The organism is Nostoc sp. T09 (assembly GCF_002154695.1).
In the GTDB taxonomy this organism is placed as follows: Bacteria; Cyanobacteriota; Cyanobacteriia; order Cyanobacteriales; family Nostocaceae; genus Aulosira.
In genome coordinates this window covers 63,096-86,260 of record NZ_MTAV01000089.1, presented here as the reverse complement: position 1 = coordinate 86,260, position 23,165 = coordinate 63,096, and the positions used below count along the sequence as shown (strand labels likewise).

Sequence of the window (23,165 nt, the reverse complement as noted above, 5' to 3'; positions counted from 1 at the left end):
ATCCATTAAAAATGTGAAAAATTCATGGTGACTATTGAATGTGAATAGACAACCTCAAGAAGTGATATTTACAGGGTATTTAGGATTGCTATAGTATCACTTTCAGCCATTGATAGTGCTTAAGTGGTCTTTTTATCAATGTTAATCTGGCTATTTTGCACTGCAGAGCAAAATGCAGTAGATGCTTCTTATATGGCGCTATCCAGTAGCGACAAACTGCTCAAATTATTTCAGCGCTAAATGTCATTTGATTGGCTTTCCTTAGCTATAAATGACGCCATTATATAGTGAATCGTTCCAATTGCCTTTAATTTAATATCTGCTCAAATTTAGATAAATGTATCTAAAATTCAATTTGTAAATTAGTTCGTACGACAGCAAATTTGTCTATGATAGCTTGCACAATAGCTTAAGAGCAGGATAGGCAAAATAGATTACTCCGAAAAAATATCTAATTTAGAAGCACAGCTATTTACCAAAGAAAAACTCTAATCAACTATTGTTTTTTTTTATTGGACATTTAAAAAACCGCAGTTCCACTAATGGATCTACGGTTTTTGATTTAAACACTGAAATCGGGATGACAGGATTTGAACCTGCGGCATCCTGCTCCCAAAGCAGGCGCGCTACCAAGCTGCGCTACATCCCGGTTAATCTATCTACTTTCTAGTGGTGCGCTTTACTCTTACGACTAGGGCTTTGGAGTTTGGCAGCCACACAGCAAGCAACGGTACTTTGTTTAGTTTTACAAAGCACTAATCTGATTATATCAGAGTTATCTGATATTTACTCAGTTTTTTTTGCTTCTGCAAAAACAAGAGTAGTTATGCTTTGATTCGCCGACTTTGCTCAACAATACAGTTAGTTGCTGGCCTATTGGTCAAACCTGTGAGCCTAACTTTTAGTAGACTTTCGCTATTATAACTAAATTTTGGGTGGCAAGCTGTTTTATTTGTTTAGAGTATTTAATGAGGATACCAGAACATCCCTTTTATGCCTTCTGGATCAGCCATAAAACCCATAGTCCGGTAAAAATCAACAACATGAGGGTCAGCGAAGAGAGTCACATTGCTAATCTCTTCACTCCTAAGTTTTTTCAGCACGTATTTCATCAGTGCTTTACCCAGACCTTTACCTTGAAAGTCAGGGTGAACGACGACATCCCAGATAGTGGCATTAAAAGCGTGATCTGAAGTAGCGCGCGCAAAACCAATAAGCCGCCTTTGGTTTCCTCGGACTTGCCACATTGAGGCAACGAGAAAACTATGCTCAATAGCTTTTTTTACTTTTCTTAGGGGGCGACGTGACCAACCAACAGCATCACAGAGTTCTTCGAGTTCATACAAATCTATATCTCGTTCTGTGCTGAAGACAATGCGATCGCTGTTAGGGCCATTGCCCGTAACTTCTGCGCTCATCTCTTCTAAGGGAGCCGTTTTGGTTGTCGCTGTAGATTCAGAAGTACTAAACCAAGTTTTCCAAAAACCCATGCCAACGTGGTTCGGGTAGTATAACTGAATTGGCTTTCACTATTAAAAGTGGTGATTCACTTGTAACAAAGCTAGTTCCATCTACTGCCCCTCACACTCAAGATTTTTTGGTGATTTTGGGGTTATCAATGGATACAGGCTGCTAAGGGGTGTTTCACACCAATCATTTTCAACTTTAGCATTTTGTTGTAAAGCTAGGAGAAATTCACCAAAAGGGAAAAATAAGAGAGTGAATTTTATATAAAGACAAGGATTAGGGATTAGCGACTGGAGGATTTTTGGGCAAATTAATCTAGAATGAAACTCCTCCACATGGTAAGCCAGCACAAAGTCAAGCATTTCAGTAGTTAAAAGCCGAGATTGCTCATGATCAAAAATGGCATCTTTGAAACTTCTGACTGCGAATGTTAAGAGGGGTAATACCCTTTGTTAATTGACCAACAGTATGCTGGAGTTTGGGAAATAATTTGTCGCCCGCCTCTATCTTTAGATATGAAAAACAAAGGATTGTGTAGAAACTTTTAGTGAGACACACAAGGCCTGATGCTTTCAAGCTAGCGAATTTCTTTGTAAAGTTTCCCAATCTCCTATGTCCCCAGTCCTAGTCCCCAGTCCCCTGGTGACAAATCTCGCGAGTCTTACCCCCCAAGATGGCTTCTGGTTTAAAATCTTCGACTCTGGAACTCCTAAAGCGCTTTAATAGAGCGTTTCCCCAGTTTTATGAACAGTTTGTTAGCAGTGAGATTCAACTGCAAAATTTACGACTAGCCTACCGTCTTTATAAAACTAGACGCGCCGTCATTGAGTTGAAACCGGAAGGTAGCAAAAGCGCCTTGCATTTTGCTTACCGTAACCAGTCTTTTCTCCTCAGCGATATTTTTGGTGTGCTGGCTGCTTATGGGTTGACTATTCACGGTCTAAGCCTATACGGTCAGATCCGACCGCCAATGTTAGTTTTTATCAAACTACTGGTATCTCGTGGTAGTAAAGCCTTGACCGATAAAACCGCAGACAATGTCTGTCGGGCAATTCGCGAGGCTCTAGGAGGGCGGTTTGAGGTAGAAGAAATGCTGGCTGTAGAATTCAATCTTGATACTGGCTTAGAGCAAGTACAGACAGAGTTTTATGTCGATCCAGTCTTTCATCTTCCGGCTTTAGTTATTGAAGCCGATAATCAACCGGGATTATTCTACAAAGTAATGTACGCTATCTGGCAAGAAGACCTGCTCGTAGTCAATGCCAACTTGCTAGTTTGGCGGGGACGTACACGGCTGATCCTCTACTTGTTGGGGCCAAATGAAAGTCTCATTCCTGAATATTTGGGTCATAAAATTGCTGAAGGTGTGCGACAGAGGTTATTAGGTAAATGACTTGAACTATGAATTATCAAATTTTTTCTTTCTGGCAAGCCGCCTTGAAAGGCACTATATTTTTTCTAAATTCCATATTTAGTCGCACCCGCCCTTAAAGGTACGATATTAAGTATGGCAACCATTGAAATCTTGGGCGTTCCACACGCATACGAGCTAACAGCTCCCACATCTTGCCCCCATACTTTAGTTTTTATTCACGGTTGGCTAAATAGCCGTGGATACTGGCAGCCTGTGATTTCTCGTCTATCAGTAGATTTGCAGTGCCTATCTTATGATTTACGGGGTTTTGGTGAGTCCCAGTGCCAGCCAGATATCGGCTTGAGTCGAGCAGAAGTTTCTCCGAGTCTGGCTCGCAATTTCAGTAGTAGAGTTGACTCACCCTTCGATTCTATCTATACCCCATCTGCCTATGCTCAAGATTTAGTACTCCTGTTGCAACAGCTACATATCACCAGTGCTTGGCTGATTGGCCACTCTTTGGGTGGCACGATCGCACTTTGGGCAGCAGATCAGATGCCTGATTGTGTTCAAGGAGTTATCTGTATCAATGCAGGCGGTGGCATTTATCTCAAAGAAGCCTTTGAGCAGTTCCGTTCGGCTGGTCAGCGATTTTTACAAGTCCGCCCTCGCTGGTTATCACAAATACCTTTAATTGATTTACTGTTTACCAGAACTAGTGTGGCGCGTCCCTTAGAGCGTTATTGGGCGCGTCAACGAGTGATCGATTTTGTCGTGGCTGATCCAGAAGCTGCCTTGGGAACACTCTTAGACTCCACAACTGAAGAAGAAATCAACCGTTTACCCCAACTGGTATCTCAACTAAAGCAGCCAGTTTATTTTTTGACAGGTACCCACGACAAGGTGATGGAACCTAAGTATGTGCGTCATTTAGCTAGCTTTCACCGACTGTTCCAATACAGTGGTGACAATGTAATTGAAATTCCTGATTGTGGACACTTAGCAATGTTAGAGCAGCCAGATGCAGTTGCCAGCCATATCCGCTCAATTGTCAAGATTCAAGAGTCAATAGTTAGTAGTCAATAATCAAAGGTCAAGAGCCATTAACTACTAATCCGATTGATACAGTTTCATCACCTGAGCCAGCGATAGCCTAGATTCGACGCCTAGGCTTAGAGGAGATGTATGCCCTCGTGACAGATGGTCAGCGGCGGCACAGGCAATCATGGCAGCATTATCGGTGCAAAATTTTAAGGGAGGGAAGAGGACGCGCAGGTTATTCTTGGCGGCAGATGCTTGTAAATGTTTTCTGAGTCCGCTATTAGCTGCGACACCTCCACCTACAGCAATTGTACTTAGTCCATAATCAAGAGCACAGGCGATCGCTCTTTTAGTGAGCGATCGGGCCACTGTTTCTTGAAAGCTGGCTGCCACATTTGCTATCGGGATTTCGCTGTTATTTTTCTCTAGCTGTTGCACTAACCGCAGCACTGCTGTCTTTAACCCGCTAAAACTGCCGTCATAGCGATGATATCCTCCACCAGGTAGGGAAACTTTCCCTTCTGGCAAAGCAAAGGCTTGGGGATTGCCTGCTTGTGCCAATTGATCAATGATCGGCCCGCCTGGATAACCTAGCTTTAACAGTCGCGCTATTTTATCAAAAGCTTCTCCCGCCGCATCATCACGGGTTTCACCTAAGGTTTCGTAAATACCACAATCCTTGACGTAAATCAAGCTTGTATGTCCGCCTGAAACTAGTAAGCTAAGAAAAGGGGGATCTAAACTTGGCTCGCTCAAGTAAGTTGCATAAATGTGCCCTTCGAGATGATGCACTCCCAAAAATGGTTTTTTTTGGATCATTGCTAAAGTTTTGGCAGCAGTTAACCCTACCAACAGCGCTCCTACAAGCCCAGGGGCACAAGTTGCTGCAATAGCGTCAATTTGCTCCCAGGTCATCTGGCTCTGCTCGAAAGCTTGAGCGATTGCCCAATTGATTGTTTCTAAGTGCTGGCGAGATGCTACCTCTGGCACTACCCCGCCATATTGACGATGGATGGGAATTTGTGAAGCGATGATACTGCTGCACACTTGACGATTGTTAACAATTGCCACGGCAGTTTCATCACAGCTAGTTTCGATTGCTAAAACGGTTGCCATTGCTACAGGAGAGTAATGAATAATGGGCCATAAGCCCTGAGTGTTGGGTTTTGATGCTAAGTTCTCAGCCGTAAATTTTCTCAAATATTACGAAATTTTGGTGAACATTTGGAACTGAGAACTCAGAACTCGATACAAACTAGGTTGAGAAGCTTTAACTTTTATTTACTTAAACTTTACTCGGTTCCCAGGCAAGAGTATGATGACTTGCTAGTTATGCAAATAAACACTGTACAAGCCGCTTCGTTTTGTACAAAAAACTTTTTGTTTTGTAATAAAAGGAAACAACTCCATGCGACGATTGTTTGCTTTGATTTTAGCGATTTGTCTTTGGTTCAATTTTGCCCCGCCCGCAAAAGCGCTGGGGGCTAATTTGACACCATGCGCAGACACTCCCGCTTTTCAAGAGCTAGCAAGAAATGCTCGAAATACTACCGCTGATCCCAATTCTGGTCAAAAGCGATTTGAGCGTTATTCTCAGGAACTTTGCGGGCCTGAAGGTTACCCCCATTTGATTGTTGATGGTCGTCTCGATCGTGCAGGTGACTTCATAATTCCCAGCATTCTCTTTCTTTACATTGCTGGTTGGATCGGTTGGGTAGGCCGTTCCTATCTACAAGCAGTCAAAAAGGCCCCTAACACCGAACAAAAAGAAATCCAAATTGATCTGGGTTTGGCGTTACCAATTATGGCAACAGGCTTTACTTGGCCTGTGGCTGCGATCAAAGAATTACTCTCTGGTGAATTAACAGCCAAGGATACAGAAATCCCAGTTTCGCCACGCTAATTCATCAGAACCGATTAACTTGTTTTGGAGGCTAAATTCATGGCAGATAAAGGCGACCAATCATCGTATTTGATTAAGTTTATTTCCACAGCACCTGTAGCAGCAACCCTTTGGTTGACAATCACAGCAGGGATTTTGATCGAATTTAACCGCTTTTTCCCCGACCTACTTTTCCACCCACTGCCATAAATAGAAGGCAGTATTTTTACAAGCTGAATATGTTGTCTTCTGTCTAATTTTATGTAGTTATATTGTTCAACCTAACTAGGTGAAAATATAGCTAAAATAGGCAGTACGAATAATTATTTTAGACTCGTACTCTCTATAGAGTACGAGTTTCATTTTTTCTAATTAGCTAAATTAATTTTTCTAAACTTCGCTGACAAAAAGCACCTTTAGCTACAATTATTATTAATAGAAAATGCCACAATTCTAATTTAGAGGCGAACATAAAATATGGCGCAAGCAGTAGATGCATCCAAAAATCTTCCCAGCGATCCTAGGAATCGGGAGGTTGTTTTTCCCGCAAAGCGCGATCCTCAGATAGGCAACTTTGAAACGCCAATTAATTCTTCTCCCTTAGTGAAGTGGTTCATTAATAACTTACCTGCCTATCGCCCTGGTATAACTCCTTTTAGACGCGGGCTAGAAATTGGTATGGCTCATGGTTACTGGATATTCGGTCCTTTTGCTAAATTGGGCCCCCTGCGGGATACACCTAATGCTAACTTAGCTGGATTACTGGCAGCTATCGGCTTGGTTGTAATTCTGACTGCCGGCTTATCCTTGTATGCTCACAGCAATCCTCCCAAAGCACTTGCTAGCGTTACTGCACCCAATCCTCCAGATGCTTTTACTAGCAATGAAGGCTGGAATAACTTTGCCAGTGCTTTCTTAATCGGTGGTATTGGTGGCGCAGTAGTTGCTTACTTTTTGACTATCAATTTGGCACTAATTCAAGGTTTAGTTGGTTAAATATATCTTCACCGCCATTAATCTTTAAGTTCTACAAAGCTTCACTTGGTGATTAATGGTGAGTAAAAACGAGCCGTTGTTTACCAACATTGAGCATAGTAGTACTTAAGTTTCGGTAATTAGTAAACAGTAGCCAATCTGCCCAATACTGATTTATGGCTCGCTAATCAAGAAAAAATGGACACATAAAAAGCTGAGTTCTTTGTATGTGTCCTTATTTGTTTGCTCTTAAAAATAATTAAGCTTGGTACAACAGGCCCGGAATTACCCAAATAAATCTGCTTCCAGGGCTTGTAAAGCAGTTTCAAAATCGTCGTTAACGATTTGAACGTCAAATTCATCTGCTGCTTTAACCTCTTCTTGGGCGCGGCGCAGACGACGGGCGATCGCTTCTTCAGAATCTTGTGCGCGCCCGCGTATCCGTTTCTCTAATTCATCAAAGGAAGGTGGCAAGATAAAAATACTATGGGCACTAGGGAAAGAAGTGCGAATTTGTCTTGCCCCTTCTAGTTCAATTTCTAGTACAACCAATTTTCCAGACCCAACTTGGTTAAGCACAGCTTCACGGGGTGTACCGTAATAATTACCAGCAAATTCTGCCCACTCTAAGAATTCGGCTTGAGCAACCAATTGTTCAAACTTGCTACGACTAACAAAGTAGTAATTGTTGCCGTTAATTTCTCCTGGACGAGGAGAACGTGTGGTCATAGATACGGAGTAATACAGTTCCGGATGACGTTGCAACAATGCACGCAGTAAAGTGCCTTTGCCAACTCCACTGGGACCCGTTAAAACAATTAGCCGGCCGGAAGGCGGGCATTCTCTAGTAGTAGCACCACTTTGGATGGGTAGAACTTGCATCATCCGCTAAACCTGTGAATTAATCGATAGACATAGATTCATTAGTCTAGTATTTGTTAGCTGTGTAACTCTTGACTAAGGAATTTGCAACACGGGTGACATAAAAGTTGTCTAATTCACATGGTACTGCTGATATGGTGCAAATAGGGTAGGGACATTAGCCCATCCCTACTTAATTATCTACAACTTGATGCTCGCGGGAGATTACAAAGCGATTTGCTACAGTTTCCGGCTGAATCGCCGACAGAATTACATGGCTGGAATCGGTGATAATCACAGCCCTAGTACGACGACCATAAGTTGCGTCAATCAGCTGACCTCTGTCCCGTGCATCGGTAATGATCCGCTTAATCGGTGCAGACTCTGGACTGACAATGGCAACTACTCGGTTGGCAGATACGATGTTGCCAAAACCTATATTGATTAACTGAATTTCCATAAAAAAACTGATACCAAACGTGGTAAGAGTAGTCAGTACTTAATTATTTCCATGTTATCCCTAAAAATAGGAGTTAGAACGCTTAAATGAACGCCAGCTTTAGTGTTTAAACAATAATTGCTTTTTTTGGCGCGTTCTTAACTAATTTTACTGGAAATCTTCCTTAAGACACATGCAGATTTACCCTAATACAAGCTATACGTAGACACTATTAACTATGAGTAAAAACAAAAAAGTGTAAGAGTTAAATTCTAATTCTCTTACACCAAAGCCTTTAAAATAACCCAAGAGCTTAATTCATGAGCTTTTTGAATTAGTAAAATTTGAATTTTGAATTTCGCGCTGTGGTAGTCGTTTTCAGTTCTTGCCATCTTTGTCGTAGTTGCTGCAAGTTAGGAGTGTAACCACCATAACGCCAGCTTACATAGGCTTGGCAAATTTCATCTATTACCTGGGCATTTCCTGGTGAATGGTGTTGATAGGCAACTCTGGCATACTCTAAAGGTGTTTGTGCTGGATGCTTGCCTAAACCTTTTTGGGCTGTCCATTGCAGCATTTGTCGATAAAGGCTTTCCATTGGTGATAATTTTCTTAACCACCGACGGTTCAGCCACTCACGCCATTGCTCCCAACCCAACCAACAGAAGAAAGCCGTTGTAGTTGTCAAGATTAAACCAGTCAACACACCTAGCCAACCTTGAGAGAATAAAGCAAAAAACCAAGCGATCGCTCTGGTAATCCAGGTAAATATTGTGCTAAACACATAATCGAGCCAACCCCGGATCGGAGAGGGTACCCATCCAGCTATCCATTGCCAAAACTGGCGCAGAACACTAAAAGTCTGAATATCTTCAATGGAAGGGGGTATGAGGGGATGATTAGGAATTGGGTCAAAAGCGAACCAGCCATATTTGGGGAAATAAACTTCCGTCATGGCATAGGCGTCAGTGTTACGCACAACATACAGCCCTGTGAAAGGATTGAACTCTCCCGGACTGAATCCTGCTACTAACCGCGCTGGGATGCCTATGGAACGCAGCATCACTGTCAGTACTGTAGAGAAGTGGTCTGGGTAGCCTCCTTTATACTTGAATAAAAAAGCTTCTACTAGGTCTTCTTTTTCACCTAAATAAGGCAGATCAAAGGGATTTTCGGGAATAGAGTAGTTTTGCTTCAGGTATTGGGCTAGGTAGAGGGCTTTTTCATAAGGTGAATCTAGGGTTTTAGATGACTTCCCTACCCGTTCTCGATTGTAGTTAGCAAGGATTTCTTCGGTGCGTTGCCTAACCTTTTGCGCAATCTCTGGCGGAATTTGCAAATAATGTTTTTGAATCTGCTTGAGATATTTAGTAGAAGCTTGTCCTAACGCGGTCCGATCGCGGTATGGTACTTCAGAAATTACTGTATAGGTGAGACCCTCAGATAATTCCACAGGCGATCGCAAGCCATTTTCCTGATCGACAGCGATCACTGGTGTAGGAAAGTAAACTTCCTTAGGATAAGCCAGCGCGGGAATTAGGTTTGGTAAATCTGCCACTACTGTGTAAGTTTGTACCACCTGCTGAGTTTTGCCACTAATCGCAGGCGGGGCGAGAAAAATTTGGTATGACCAAGGCGATCGCTTTAAAGTCATAACATCGTCATTGCGAGATACGTCCCATCCCTTACCTGTATAGCGATCGAATGCTAGTACTCGCCAAAAACCCTCAGCTTGCGATCGCACTCGCATCACCACCTTGGGTTTCATTGCTCCCCGCAGATTTTGGTTAATTTGGCTATTAAAACCGTAATAAAAATTATTGTCTATGTTTCCTGGTTTACCGTTTTTACTTTGTCCATCACCATTGCTACCACTGCCTTGGTTTTTGGTATTACCTTGGCGGACATAACCCGGATTAATGATACTACGCCCAGTAAAATTGCCTTTGACCGCAATCGCAGAACTTACAGGAAAGGTACGTAATTGATAGCCAGGAAACCTTGGCAAAACGGCAAAAATCGCCAGTCCCAATCCTACAATTAACGTGAACAGTAAACAATAAAAAGGTAAAAGAGAAGACCATTTTTTCTCTTTTACCTTGTGCGGTTTAAAGTTTAACTTCTCCAAGCCGAGTCTTGAGCGGTAATCTAGGGCTAAAGTAGGCAAAGCGATCGCTAAAAATAACAGCAGCACAGGCGCAAATGCTAAAGTTTGGCTCAGCGTTGCCGCCACACCTAGTAAAATTAACCCAATGACAATTGAATAGCCCAAGTCTTTACGACGGGGCATATCAAAGCTGTGGAGTACCTGAAGTTGAATCAATAACTCTGCCAAACCCAGCCGGGTATCATTTAATTCCCCTAACAACCGCCCAAAGAAAGCACCCAGTGCTATTAACATTCCTATGGCGATGCAAAATTTGACTGTAATATTGGTATTGCGGCGACTGCGGTTACTCCAAATTGCACCCATAACACTTACAGGAATAGCCCAAAGACTAAATTTAGTCTCGGCGGCAATATCCGTCGCCACAATTCCCGTAATTACCAACGCTAGCACCAGCACCCGTAAGGAAATTGAATCTTCCACTTCCATTAAAGGCGACCCTTGCTTGTTTTGCCGCCAGTAGTAATGCCCTACAGGTAGACGCCAAAACTGATTGATCCTGGATAAGTTAAACATTTAAAGTACGAGCAAAGCGATGATATAGACGCTAAGGACATAATGCTGGGGATGGAAACCAACTACCTGACCTCCAGCTGCTACCCTACCCTACTCTATGAAAACGCCTTTAGCGAAGGGGAATTCCCTAGATGGCATGGTAACTAACTGGCAATACGTCTATGTGAATCTACGCTTTTTGTGCTAGGTTCTACCAATCAGTGATTAGATTTGCGTCAGATCCTTCAATACCGCTTGTTGAAAAAAAGGATAAGTTTCAAAACCAGGATAATCTTTAATTATCTATTGGCGTTTATCAAACTAGGTGCTAGCAGTGATTGTTTCGCTTATGTGGGATTAATGACAAACAAGAGTGGCTGTTGGTCTATTTCTGGAAAATCGACTTCCAACGTATAAGTCTGGTTGAGCTGCCGACAGTGTAATTCAACACTCAAGCTTCCCGAATCCGAAGATTGTACTACTGACTCGGTACCCTTGCCTCTAAGTGTCAAAATTCCTTTGGTGGGTAATTCACCTTGGACTCGCAGCTTTCCCATCTGACCCTGAGACTGGTATTCTACTTTTAGGTTTAAAACACCGACAGTAGTTAACCATTCTCTTTCGATCACTGGATTGGTTGCTGAAAGTGGTAGAGTCAGGTTATCTAACAGTTGTTTCGCTGCCAACAGCGATAATGCCATTTGTTGACGTTCTCTTAAATCGGAGTAATCGCTCTGAATATTGGGCATTGTCTCCAGGGCATCTACAGACCGATAAGTACTTCTAAGTACTAATCCAGCGATGTCGTTTAGTGCTTGGCTGTCGTTGGGGAACAAGTCCTCGACTGCCTGAACTAATTTTGCACCCAAAGGTAGAGAAGATGTCAGCAATAGTTGACACTTTTGCAGTAATTGACGGAAAATGCTTTCCGGCAAGGCAATAGGCAAATTCAGTTTAGACTGTTGTGCCACCCATCCCCATGTAGGAACTAATGCTATCGATTGCTCGTCAGCATAGTCGGGATAGTCTATTAATTGGCTTTCCCAAGGGAATAAAGGCGGCTGGTTTTGAATCTGGATTTGTAAGCGACGTTTGAGGACGGCTTGGAAACGTTCTTGCACAGTAGGAATTTCTCCCAGTTGAAAGGTTTGGGGCGTCCCTCCCGACTCTTGCTCACCACTTTTTGATGTGGTGGCTTGCTTGAGAGGGTTTTTCACCCCGTCAATTTCCTGATCATCTACCGAAGACAACTTAGAGGTGATGGCATCTTCTGCCAACACCCAACTAAGTAACTGGTGATGAAAGGATTCTGAGTCACTATTCATGAGTAGATGCACCTGATCCGGACACTAAAGAGTTACGAATTTCCCAAGCTTGTTCAAGAATCTTAAACCACCGTTTTTGCAATTGCGCCATAGACAAACCTAAAGTTTTAGCAATTTTTTCGTCGGGTTGTCCTTGTTGTTTCATGTTTAGTAGAGACCGCTGTTTATCGTCTAACTCCGCTGTGTATGCTTGCCACTGTTGGGGAGTCAAGCCTAAATTCGTGGGTAACGAAGCTTCTAACCATTCGTGAACTAGTTCCCAACGATGCAACAAGGCAAACCGAATTAAATGATATTTAAAACGCTGCTGTAAGTAATCTCTCTGGCGAGGGGTTAAACCTAAAATTGACTCTATTTCCTGTGCTGAAAGATCTTGAAGGCGGAGGCTAAAGTAATCCGCACAGTCGTTTTGTTGTCGTTGTTCTAAATAATCTAATAATTCTGTAATTACTACAGAGCGCAACGTATCTTCTTCTGGTTCTGGTTCTGGTTGCGTTGCCATTGCCGAACGCAATTGTTGTACTGCTGGCTCTTCCCAGGAACCATCGGCTTCGTTGGCACTACCTTCTGCGGCTTGTTCGATGTCTACGCTCGTTTCTGGAGGTTGCTGTTGAGAGAAGGTTTGCGCTCGGAGAATAACTAATTGCTGTTGACGACCTGGTAAGGGTATCCGTCGCTTACCATAGCGTTCAGTAAATGCCATATACTCTGCCAATTCCAGAAGTGTCTGGGGGCGATAGGCAGATCCCATTTGATTTTCCCGACGGAAAGCATTTAATGCCTCCAGATAAAAACTTTGGAGAAAATCTTCAATGATAGTCAGCCGCCCTTGATAACTCAATTGCTTCTGAGGAGGATTAATGTAACGGTAGATGATCGCACTTAAAGTGCTATGTAATTCTATCCTGCCGCGATTTGAACCTAGTTGATAGTACCTCAGGCACTGTTGCAGCCGATGACGGGCTAATGTTATTGCTGAGTTTTCCACAGCACCGGAAGCTTGGATACGTTTACTTTCGTTGCAAATCCGGTAGACTTCGGAGGCAATGCGTGTTGCCACATCATGGCAATTCTGTTCCGAAGCTTTGGTTGACTGTTGAAGCTCCTTGAATAGGAGTTGAAATATCACCTCCACGCCGATAGAATTTTCTCCCTGAATAGTTGCGGTTGCGACTGAATTCATAGTCTCTGTTTTTAAAAGACCCTAACATACTTAAACACAACCTGTACGACCGTGGGTTTTGGCTTGATGAATTTTGCGTATAAGCTAAACAAAAGACCAATCCTGCATTGAGGATTTGGCTTAATTTATTATTCCCAACTTTAGTGGGATTATTCACACTTTGCTTTGATGTTATGGCCATTACCCAGGAGCCGTTGACAAGTCATTATGGATTTAGAAGCACAAATTCAATTGTTGATTGATAATGCACCACACGATGGTATAACACCACAACTTGTTGCAGCAATTGCCCCTGCCATCAAGGCGATCGCTCATCAGTTACATTACCCTCAGTATTATATTCTCCAAAGCTTGGAGTCAGAGTGGGTTTTAACTACATTGAGCAACCGGGCAAATCCAGGATTAGAAAAACACGTTGTTTACGCATTTCCTACCTTAAATGATGCCACACTTGCCTCATCTGCTGGAACTGACTCTCAAGTCATAGCTACAGCTATTCCTGTGACTCATATTTTGTTCCAATTGATAGCATTAGAACCCGTAGATAGTATAGTTTTTTTTGAGAGTCCTGGCTTGACTACCAATGCAGTCGAGGTACGGCGAACTGACCTGCAAAATCGAATTCAACAACTACAACAAAATCATTCACCAAAACAGGTACCACCTAATATTGCTTGAATGGCATGGGGCATGGGGCATTCTCAGAAAATTAATCATCTATACTAGCTAGCCCCTAATCCCCAGCCCCTAATACAGCCGACTCAGTACATAGTCAGCCATGTTAATTAAAGCTTGATGAGATTCGGAGGCTGGTAGAACAGCAATATGTTCAGTTGCTACCTTAGCATGGTGAGCGGCTAATTCTCGCGCCCGCTGTATTCCTTGACTTTCTTGAATTAACAAGAGTGCTTGTTCTAAATCCCCATCTTGGGCAAACTCTCGTTCAATCAGTACTTCTAAATATGGTTTTTCCTTTAAAGCGAATAAAACTGGTGCAGTAAGGTTGCCACTTTGAAGATCAGACCCTACTGGTTTACCTAATGTATCTGTGGAGCTGGTGAAATCTAAAATATCATCCACAATCTGGAATGCTAGTCCAAGATGGCGTCCATAGTTATACAAATGCTCAGCATCCTCCTGAGATACTTCGCTGAGTAACCCAGCTGCTTTAGAACTGTTGGCTATTAATGAGGCAGTTTTGTAATAGCTCTTGTCTAGGTAAGTCTCTATGGAGGTGTTAGTATCAAAGCGATTCAGTCCTTGCTGGATTTCTCCAGCTGCCAAATCCATAATCACCTCTGAGAGCAGTTTCACCACTTCCAAATTGTCTAAGTTTGCCAAATACCAGGAAGATTGGGCGAAAAGAAAATCTCCTGCCAACACGGCAATTCGATTACCAAATAAACTATGAACAGTAGGAACACCACGTCGCATCTGGGATTCGTCCACCACATCATCATGCACCAAACTTGCTGTGTGGATCATTTCTGTGATCTCAGCTAAGCGTCGGTGCCGGGATGTAATGTCTTTTTCTAGCATTGTTGCTCGCGCTATCAGCAGAACGATAGCTGGTCTAATGCGCTTTCCTCCAGCTCCAAATAGATGTTCGGCGGCTGCATAAAGGATGGGGTGGCGATTTCCAACTAGCTGTTTGAGATTATCTGCTAGTATTCGCAGGTCTGCTTCCACAGGGGTAAACAGGGAGGTGGCTGGGGTCATGGATGGGCGGACTCTGGCTTAGGTTACGAAAGTTTACATATCCTTTACTCATTTTAAGATAACCCTGGGCCTGCGCAAAATTTTGATCAGCGAATCCCTCAATTTTGCAAGCCTGTAACCTCTTCATAGTTGAAAAACCTGCTGTTTTAAGCTTTTAAAGTGTTTTTGAGTAAAACTGTATTTGTTTGTGCCATACTTAAATGGCTCCTTTAATCAAGAAACTGTATTGTACGCTACTGAAAAAAGCGATAAATTTATAAACCTTTGTCTGCAAGGTGTAAGAGCCAATCCATTAGCTCTCTAGACTGACAGCCTCAGTTATCCATATTTTTCAAGCGACTTTAGGGTAATTACTTAAGTATTTAAACTTTGAGTATGATACTAGTTATTATTAAGACTAGTAAAAGCTCTGCAATATTAACGTCTTTTGTAGACCAATATTTAAATTTTTATAACTTATTAATCGTTGGTAATAAAGTTGAGTTGTCAAGTTTATTACCTATGACGCAAATTTATTTCTGTAATTGCTAAAATACAATAAGCACTAAGTAATATTCTAGCTAGATCAGTTTTTTCTATCTGCGTAACGTCAATTAGAAAATTTGAAATTTAGCTATGAACTAGGCTTAAAAGTCATGAACGTTGTGTTACGCTTAGATCTAGGGATTTTAAATTTTTCAGATATTCACTTCCTCCAGGTAAATCGTCTGTAGGTGATTATACTTGTAAGGAGTAGTGAGTCAATAATTAGTCGCGGTTATATCAAGGAAGTGATTCCTGACTTGTGGCTGCGACCTGCAAACCTCATAGGTTGGAGTTAAACCCTACCCTCAAGGGAAACCGCTCGTTTTTGTATTACATTGAGCGTTGGTGTTTCTCCCATGTTGTGGTGTGTGCAGGAATAGCGCGGACTAGGTAGACTGCTGAGGAGCGCAGTTAAGAATTACTGTTTGGTAATTTAGCTGCTCTGCAATGTATAGTCTGCGGAAAATTAGGTTAAATAATAAATCTGTTGACCGTGGGGGAGTTATATCTCTACGGAGTAGTCTAGCATAGCAAACTACAGCCATCAAGAATTAGCTTGTTTGGTTGAAGTTTTGTTTAAGTTATGGAATTACATATTCGTTAGATAAAGGTGCAGGTAGAACAATGATTTATGAAAATATGCCTATGATGATTTTTATTTTAGCTGCTGGATATTTGTTTACAGTTTATTTACTATTAGCACTAGCAAAGCGAACAGGAAAAAACACTGATGCTACTAAAGATATTTCTTTGGCAACTAAGAGAAACCACAAACAAGAGTTATCAGTAGCATCGAAGGTGACTGAAGCAGTTAATAGTCACTAGTCAAGAGCCAAAGGTCAAAGTAGAGTATTTTGACTATACACTATTGACTATTGACTCTTGGCTATTTACTAATCACCCAACAAAGTCTTGTTGCAGGTGGGATGCTGTAGCTTCAGTGAAGGAAACTTCCTCAACCAGTGGAGTATAACCCAACAATTGCAATCCTGATTGGGCAAACTGCTGTGCACAGCCGCTAACAGCAAAGCGAGTAGGCAATGGAGGATGGATATTTCGTAAACGTAGTAAGTCTAAATCTTGGGCACAAGCTGCCACAACATTAATAGCTGGATCAACAAGCTTTACCTGAGAGGGGAGGAGCGATCGCAGCACAGGTGCAAGGTGGGGATAATGGGTACAGCCGTAGACTAAAGTGTCGATTTCTTGGTGTATTAACGGTTCTAGATAAGAGCGTGCTACTTCAATAGTGTAGGGGTCGTGAATGCGGTTTTGCTCAATTAGTGGCACAAATTCTGGACAACCCACTTGCCAGACTTGAACATTGGGATCGATTTCCAGTATAGCTTGCTTATAAGCATTACTTTTGGCGGTTGCTGGTGTAGCAATCACACCAATCCGCTTGCCTAGCTGTACTGCTGCTCTAGCCCCTGGGAGAATAACGCCGAGAATCGGTAGATTAAATTCTTCTCGAACTGTTTCTAGTGCTAGAGCAGAACTTGTATTGCAAGCCATAATGACCATTTTTACCTGCTGCTGTTGCAACCAGGTAAGAATTTCGCGCACAAACTGTAATATCTCTGCTTGTGAACGAATGCCATAAGGCAGTCGAGCTGTATCACCAAAATAAATAACTGATTCGTTAGGAAGTTGCCGATAAACTTGTCGCAGTACCGTTAAACCACCCACGCCACTATCAAATATGCCAATAGGCGCACGTTGAGGTTCTTGATCCGAAAAATTATAAAGATTGCCTTCAAAGATGGAAGATGAATACACGGGCTGATATTGGTTGAGGTTTTTTGAATTAAGATACAGGATTTAGTAGCCAAGTTGCTAAGACTTATAAATCCTGTATATAAAAGAAGTCTAAATATCACCTCTTTAACTAGTAATTTTTACTACATTTTTACCTTCTTTGTAAGTACTTGAGAATTCCATTGGCGATCGCTTCTGCCATCCGATTCTGGTATTCTCGGCTTGCCAATCGGGGATTGTCCTCACGACCTGACATATAGCCTGTTTCCACCAAAATAGAAGGCATAGAACTTTTCCTCAGGACGTAAAATCTGGCTTTGCGTGTTCCTCTATCTTTGATAGTACTGATATTGTTGAGAATGGTATTGCGAACCACGTCAGCTAGATCGCGACCACTGTCGTAATAATACACTTCTAGCCCATTGACATCAGAGCGGTTATCGATCGAATTAGCGTGAACGCTGACAAACAAAGTTGCATTAACTCGCTCAGCTATATCTACCCGTCCTTGAAGTTCTACGAAAAAGTCCGCATCCCGCGTGAGTACAGTTTGTACGCCATTTCTCTCTAAAATTCTGGCGATTTGAATACTAATAGGCAGAACAACATCCTTTTCTAGAAGTCCTCCTAGACCTGGTGCGCCAGAGTCTTTACCACCATGTCCAGGGTCAATCACTACTAGCAATTTGCCTCTGGGAACTACGGGGCGCGGTCCTGGCTGCGGTATAGTCCGAGGATTATCTGTGGGATCTGGCAATTGTCCTTGGGTTGGCGGTAGCGGCGGTAAAGCAACAGGAGGTATTCTAGACGATGTGATTGGACGAGAGCGCTGTAATTGTAGAGCTATCAGCTGACTCCCAACTTGGTTGAGTTCGCCAATTTGTACTCCTGCGGCTGGTTGAACAAAGACAACCACAGTATTCGGTTCTTGTGGTTGCAGTCGTACTCGCAGAATCGGGCTAGTGGCGTCTAAAGCAGGTCCACTCACTCTAGGTGCTAACTTTGCATTAGGAATCGTAATCCGGAACAAACCAGAAGTCCTATCCCAACCTCCTTTAGCAGATAAAGCTTGATCGGCGCGAATTAACAATTGGGTACCATTGCCAGCGAGTTCAACAGCTTGAATGGTAGCTGGGGAGTCTGTAACAGATGTTCTGGGGGGCTGATTATTATCTCCAGGCAATCGCACCACACCACTATTGGGCAGAACTACGAATCCACCGACACTACTAGTACTTGCCCGCCAGTCAGGACTGTTGCTGTCTACCCGTAACGTCATCCGCACCACTGGTGGTTGTGTTTGTAATTGGCTAAATAGAATGCGATTGACTCCATAGCGATTAATCAACACATCACGTTGCTCTAATTTTGGTGATAGCGATGCACCAGAAATGTCGATATTAATTGCCCTTTGGTCATCAGTCCGATTGACCTGGATTTTCGGGTTACCACCACTGGTGCGGATAAAAAACCCATCCCCTGTCACTCGTAAATTCTCAATTTGAGTTGCCCCGTCTGCGGTGTTGATCGCAGTTCTGTTATTAGTAGGAGTAACAGTACCAGTTTTGACTACGTTGTAAACACTTCTTGGGGGGAATAGTGTAGGAGATGTTGTAGAAGGGACTACCGTCCTTGGTACTTCTTGTTGGGGTCTATTAGCATCAGCTAAGGTGGCAACCTCTTCAATTTTAGGATTAGGTAATTTTACTGCCCAGCGGCTGGCAGTGATGCCTGTAAATTTTACCTGCTGAGGGTCTAGGGTATAACCGGGAGTGAGTTCGACGACTATGCGGGTTGTCTCTTGATCAAATTGCCCAACACGAATCGAGCGAATTGCTCCACCTACTGGTTGCGTCACCTGGGGACGCCCAAATACAGTTTGTGGTAAATCAATTACCAACCGGGTGGGGTTGAAGATGAGTTGTGCCTTTGGTTGTACAGCACCCGCAGTGTTAATTTCCAGTCGGTTTTGATTAGGATCAAAACGCCAAGATTCCAGTCTCGCTGCAAAAGCTGGCGACGACAGTATGAAGATAGTTCCAAAAGTACCGGGTAGTAACCAGTGTAGTTTCACAGTCCATTCTCCTGATTTGCATTCATGGCAGCCGTTAAGCTTTCAAAATATTGGTAAATCCTCACACCGTCACCGCCCAAACTTTAGCTTTAATGCAGCAAAAGCACTTCGCGCTTGGATAAAGACACAGCTAATGGCGTAGAATCTTAGCATGTACCTGTAATTTTGCCATGCTGATAGCGCTGCGAACTTTAACTTGCAAAGCATCAAGGTACACCAAAAAAACATAACTATAATTAACCTGACTCAATCAATCTTCGTTAATGTCACTGCAATCAACCAAAAATTGATTTTAATCTGTTTGATTGCTAATAATTAATGCACCGAGTATAAAAATCCAACTACTGTCAATTGGTATGCTCAGGCTGGTGACAGCTACTCTTTAATATTTAGAAAAATATTTATGGATAGGTGTGTCGAGCAGTACAGATGAGATTAATTGCCTTTAAAAAAGAATCAGCGTTTATGGATTGTTTAGCATGACTAGCTTGAAAATAGGGCAGAAAGCAGGAGGCATAGGATATTGATTCTCATGATTAGCTGTCTTGAAGATCAGGCAGAGTCTACGAAGTAGAAAACAGAAGGGATAAATATTTTGATCAATTTATTCTGTGCCAAGCATATGCAGCTCTGTCTAGAAACAAAGGCACAAGGAAAGAGAAAATTTTTCCCACTTCCTCGTGTATGCGGTTCATAGCTACTTAGTTGTATAAAAATTGGTGCCATTTAGTGTAACTACTCGACTTGTTTATTTTCTGATCTTTGTTTGAGGTAATGGAGGAGACTGCGAGCGATCGCTGCCGCAATGTGATTTTAATATCGCCTCACGCCTCGGGTTCTGACATTCAAACTTTGAAGAATGCTGCGATCAACAATGTGAGTTAGACCTAAACCACTGTCGTAATCATACGCTTCTAATTCACTAGTATCAGGATGACCTGCGCCTGCTGAATTACCATAAATGCTGACAAATACATCAGCCTTAGCTCTTGCTGGTATATTGCCTCGCTCTTCCCAACTGATGAAATAGTCAGAATTTCGTGTCATCATCACTTGCATACCATTTTGCTACAAAATCTCTGTCACCTTGTTGCCAATGAATGTAGGATAATATTCTTCCAGCTACTCCACCAATACCAATGCTCCCAGGTTCTTTGTCGCCGCGTCCAGGATCAATGATGACTACCATTCGCCCATTTCTGGGCTGAGGAAAATTTTCTAGAAGTCCTAAAGGTGGCAAACCAACAGGGGGCATGACTTGAAAAGCTCGTGGTAGCAAAGCCAAAAACTAGCTTCTCTGCTATAGGGTATAATCTTACACGCTAATTTCATTTACTATGCTATTAGCGTTTAGAACTTTCATCTAAAAAGCATTAGATAAAGACCACAAAGCATAACTAAAATTAATCTTAGCTAGTAAATCTCAGTCACTAAAACTGGATTTAGCCTGAAGTTGAATTGGAGTTGCGCGATCGCTGGTATTCGATACTCCAAGTCTTAAGTTCCAATTACTGTCAAAAGATGTGGTTGTGCTGGCGAGTGCTAATTCCTAATTGCTAAAACAATCACTAAAGTAGGATGAGAAAACAAATAAAACCAGGAAACTGATAACATTCTGAATGCTGATTGTAATGAGAAAAAATTAAAATTTACAGTCTTATGGGACGGATATTTGGCGCTGGAAGTTTCCTATGGTCATAGAAAAATCTTCAGATGGCTCGGAAAATACTGACATAGAATGCTATGTAGCCAACACCCATAGCAATATCTGACAACAAATCCTTCGGGCACTCTACCGTATGGCAACGCCAAAGGCGAATAAGTTCCCTTGGAAGTTTGTAGGTGCATGAGTTGGGCTAATAATAATACTACTTCAACCCTATAGGTCTACGTAAGCGATCGCTGAGTTCTGAATAATTCCTACTCAGAACTCAGTCTTAATCTACCTTAAGAAGCAATCAACAGCGTGTTTCTACCTAAGATGTAAAATTAACTATCCTGGGAATCGGCTCCTGATTCTAGACTACTAGGATCATTTAATTTTGAGACAAGCAACTGAGGGGTTTCTATTGTCAACGATGGAGCCGAAGCGCCGTCTAAAATCAGTTGCTCTGAGTCTGTTGCTACAGTATTTGTTTCTGGAAATACAAACCGTAACAAAGGAGGAGCTAAAAAGGTTGTCAAGATTACCATCATGATAATTGCTGCACCCAGTGGTTTGGAGAGCGCGCCACTAGCAGCACCAACACCAGCAAATACCAATCCGACTTCACCTCTGGGAATCATCCCCACACCAATCGCCAAACGGTTGATTTGTGGTTGCCCAAACACCGTTAAGCCTGTGATAACTTTACCAATTATGGCTACTACAATCAAGAAAGATGCCATAACTAGACCTTCCCGATTGCTAGGAATTGCTGGGTTTAATACTCCTAAATCAGTTTTTGCCCCAACAGCAACAAAGAAAATCGGTACCAACATATCAGCAATCGGAATAACTTGCTTTTGCAGTTCTTTGCGCTTATCGGTCTCTTCCAAGACTAAACCAGCGGCAAAAGCTCCTAAAATTGCTTCTAACTGAATAACAGCCGCAAGATATGCCATGACAAAGGCAAAGATGAATGCTGGTATTACCAACTCACCCCGTGTTTTGAGGCGATCGACGATCGCGACAAAAGTCTTATTGAAAACATTGCCTAGTAAAATCGCACCTAGCAGGAAAGTAGTGGCACTGATTATTAAATAAATGACTTTAGTGACATCTACTTCGCCATCTTTAGCCAGGCTAGCAACCACTGCTAGAACAATGATTCCTAGTACGTCATCAATTACGGCAGCACCAAGAATTATCTGCCCTTCTTTAGAATTGAGACGTCCTAGTTCTGAGAGCACTTTGGAAGTGATACCAATACTAGTAGCAGTCAAAGCTGCCCCAGCAAAAATTGCAGGTACAGCACCGATACCAAACAAAGTCATCAACCCAACAGTACCCGCGGCAAAGGGTGCCACTACCCCCACTACTGCCACGATAGTGGCTTGGATGCCGACTGCCATTAAGTCTTTTAAGTTCGACTCCAAACCGATTTCAAACAACAGGATAATTACTCCCAGTTCTGATAAAACAGAAATGACCTCTGATTGCGTTCTAAAAACGCCATCAGCAGCTTGTGGACTTAACCCGGCAGTATTTTGCAAGAATGAAATAATCAAAGAGCTAGAACTATCCGTGCCACCTTCTGGAAACACCAAAAGGTGCAAAACAGAAATACCGATAATTACGCCACCTACGAGTTCGCCTAAGACAGGCGGCAAACCCACTCGATTTGATAACTCTCCACCAACTTTGCTAGCGAGGTAAACTACCACTAAGCTCAGCAGCACTGCTGCTACTACCATTGAGCTATCTGCGGTGTCTGTTGTGCTTGCCAGCAGAGGAAAAGAGAAGTTGATTGCATCTATAAACTGCATTGGTTCTGCGAAAATCCATCTCTTTATTTTTACCTTTTTCTCACAGAAGACTCCTAGCATTCTGCAAGATTAACGCAACGGTGAGAAATACTTGGCGATCGGTACTTCACCCTTTTCCAAAAAGCAATTAAGGAATTGAAAATTTCAATTACTATTCCTTTCTAAATCAGAGTTGGAATAATATCGGGTTCAATTTTCAGTAGCCAATCTGCCATCCAGAATCTCCACAGATTTTGAGGTACTATTTTAAGTTTCAAAAAATGTAACCATTCCAGCTTTTGAGAATAGCAGTGTCACAGTGGAAATACACAAAACGTATCTATTCAATTCAATCATGAGATTTGTACAAATCTCTTGGTAACGGTTAACGATTAACAGTTGACCGTTAAATGTGGATTCTTAGATATGCTTTATGACGAACATTGGTAGATA

General features: G+C 42.4%; 20 protein-coding genes and 1 tRNA gene. 7 read left to right on the top strand and 14 right to left on the bottom strand.

The annotated features are described in order from the left end of the window. Positions 1-575: 575 nt before the first annotated feature. Positions 576-649, bottom strand: a tRNA-Pro gene (locus BV372_RS18900). Between the two features lie 316 nt (positions 650-965). Then, complete coding sequence (locus tag BV372_RS18895) at positions 966-1,490, bottom strand: GNAT family N-acetyltransferase (RefSeq protein WP_086688035.1); 525 nt, start codon at positions 1,488-1,490, stop codon at positions 966-968. Positions 1,491-2,140: 650 nt separating this feature from the next. Here BV372_RS18895 and BV372_RS18885 point away from each other — a divergent pair. After that, entirely contained in the window at positions 2,141-2,860 is a 720-nt protein-coding gene (locus tag BV372_RS18885; protein ID WP_086688033.1) for a hypothetical protein, read from the top strand. 114 nt (positions 2,861-2,974) lie between these two features. Further along, a complete protein-coding gene (locus BV372_RS18880) occupies positions 2,975-3,907 on the top strand; it encodes an alpha/beta fold hydrolase (protein ID WP_086688032.1) in 933 nt (310 codons plus the stop codon). Positions 3,908-3,931: 24 nt separating this feature from the next. On the opposite strand, the gene tsaD is transcribed toward BV372_RS18880, so the two are convergent. Beyond that, positions 3,932-4,978 (bottom strand): tRNA (adenosine(37)-N6)-threonylcarbamoyltransferase complex transferase subunit TsaD, encoded by a 1,047-nt coding sequence (gene tsaD / locus BV372_RS18875; RefSeq protein WP_086688031.1) that lies wholly within the window; start codon positions 4,976-4,978, stop codon positions 3,932-3,934. Between the two features lie 292 nt (positions 4,979-5,270). Between tsaD and BV372_RS18870 the strand changes: the two genes are divergently transcribed. The 3 genes from BV372_RS18870 (at position 5,271) to BV372_RS18860 (ending at position 6,740) form a co-directional block, all read left to right on the top strand. Beyond that, positions 5,271-5,765 carry a Photosystem I reaction center subunit III gene (locus tag BV372_RS18870; RefSeq protein WP_086688030.1) on the top strand — a complete coding sequence of 165 codons (495 nt, stop codon included), beginning with the start codon at positions 5,271-5,273 and terminating at the stop codon, positions 5,763-5,765. A gap of 39 nt (positions 5,766-5,804) precedes the next feature. Continuing rightward, positions 5,805-5,954 carry a photosystem I reaction center subunit IX gene (psaJ, locus tag BV372_RS18865; RefSeq protein ID WP_086688029.1) on the top strand — a complete coding sequence of 50 codons (150 nt, stop codon included), beginning with the start codon at positions 5,805-5,807 and terminating at the stop codon, positions 5,952-5,954. 267 nt (positions 5,955-6,221) lie between these two features. Further along, on the top strand, positions 6,222-6,740 hold the full coding sequence (locus BV372_RS18860) for a photosystem I reaction center protein subunit XI (protein ID WP_086688028.1): 519 nt from the start codon (positions 6,222-6,224) through the stop codon (positions 6,738-6,740). Between the two features lie 264 nt (positions 6,741-7,004). Here the strand turns inward: BV372_RS18860 and gmk are convergent, their stop codons facing one another. The 5 genes from gmk to hetZ all read right to left on the bottom strand — a co-directional run bounded on the left by gmk (position 7,005) and on the right by hetZ (position 13,189). Continuing rightward, on the bottom strand, positions 7,005-7,604 hold the full coding sequence (gmk, locus tag BV372_RS18855) for a guanylate kinase (RefSeq protein ID WP_086688027.1): 600 nt from the start codon (positions 7,602-7,604) through the stop codon (positions 7,005-7,007). Between the two features lie 169 nt (positions 7,605-7,773). Then, a complete protein-coding gene (gene remA, locus BV372_RS18850) occupies positions 7,774-8,040 on the bottom strand; it encodes an extracellular matrix/biofilm regulator RemA (RefSeq protein ID WP_086688026.1) in 267 nt (88 codons plus the stop codon). Between the two features lie 313 nt (positions 8,041-8,353). After that, entirely contained in the window at positions 8,354-10,702 is a 2,349-nt protein-coding gene (locus BV372_RS18845) for a DUF3488 and DUF4129 domain-containing transglutaminase family protein (protein ID WP_179198147.1), read from the bottom strand. A gap of 326 nt (positions 10,703-11,028) precedes the next feature. Further along, positions 11,029-12,006, bottom strand: coding sequence for a PatU (locus BV372_RS18840; RefSeq protein WP_086688025.1), 978 nt, complete (start codon positions 12,004-12,006; stop codon positions 11,029-11,031). Continuing rightward, positions 11,999-13,189, bottom strand: a complete 1,191-nt coding sequence (hetZ, locus tag BV372_RS18835; RefSeq protein WP_086688024.1) for a heterocyst differentiation protein HetZ — start codon at positions 13,187-13,189, stop codon at positions 11,999-12,001. The genes BV372_RS18840 and hetZ overlap by 8 nt, the downstream gene beginning before the upstream one ends. A gap of 207 nt (positions 13,190-13,396) precedes the next feature. Here hetZ and BV372_RS18830 point away from each other — a divergent pair, with 207 nt between their 5' ends. Beyond that, positions 13,397-13,867: a hypothetical protein gene (locus BV372_RS18830; RefSeq protein ID WP_086688023.1), complete on the top strand. Its 471-nt coding sequence runs from the start codon at positions 13,397-13,399 to the stop codon at positions 13,865-13,867. Positions 13,868-13,936: 69 nt separating this feature from the next. On the opposite strand, the gene sds is transcribed toward BV372_RS18830, so the two are convergent. Then, positions 13,937-14,908, bottom strand: coding sequence for a solanesyl diphosphate synthase (gene sds / locus BV372_RS18825; RefSeq protein WP_086688022.1), 972 nt, complete (start codon positions 14,906-14,908; stop codon positions 13,937-13,939). A gap of 1,170 nt (positions 14,909-16,078) precedes the next feature. On the opposite strand from sds, the gene BV372_RS18820 reads away from it, so the two are divergent. Next, on the top strand, positions 16,079-16,258 hold the full coding sequence (locus BV372_RS18820) for a hypothetical protein (RefSeq protein WP_373270786.1): 180 nt from the start codon (positions 16,079-16,081) through the stop codon (positions 16,256-16,258). A gap of 72 nt (positions 16,259-16,330) precedes the next feature. Here the strand turns inward: BV372_RS18820 and murI are convergent, their stop codons facing one another. The 5 genes from murI to BV372_RS18795 form a co-directional block, all read right to left on the bottom strand. After that, entirely contained in the window at positions 16,331-17,212 is an 882-nt protein-coding gene (gene murI, locus BV372_RS18815; protein WP_086688020.1) for a glutamate racemase, read from the bottom strand. 130 nt (positions 17,213-17,342) lie between these two features. Then, positions 17,343-19,265, bottom strand: a complete 1,923-nt coding sequence (locus tag BV372_RS18810; protein ID WP_086688019.1) for an N-acetylmuramoyl-L-alanine amidase — start codon at positions 19,263-19,265, stop codon at positions 17,343-17,345. 813 nt (positions 19,266-20,078) lie between these two features. Further along, positions 20,079-20,315, bottom strand: coding sequence for an N-acetylmuramoyl-L-alanine amidase (locus tag BV372_RS18805; protein ID WP_179198145.1), 237 nt, complete (start codon positions 20,313-20,315; stop codon positions 20,079-20,081). Then, entirely contained in the window at positions 20,296-20,550 is a 255-nt protein-coding gene (locus BV372_RS18800; RefSeq protein ID WP_086688017.1) for a hypothetical protein, read from the bottom strand. Before BV372_RS18800 ends, BV372_RS18805 begins: the two co-directional genes overlap by 20 nt. 704 nt (positions 20,551-21,254) lie before the next feature. Next, positions 21,255-22,733 carry a cation:proton antiporter gene (locus tag BV372_RS18795; protein WP_086688016.1) on the bottom strand — a complete coding sequence of 493 codons (1,479 nt, stop codon included), beginning with the start codon at positions 22,731-22,733 and terminating at the stop codon, positions 21,255-21,257. Between the last annotated feature and the right edge of the window lie 432 nt (positions 22,734-23,165).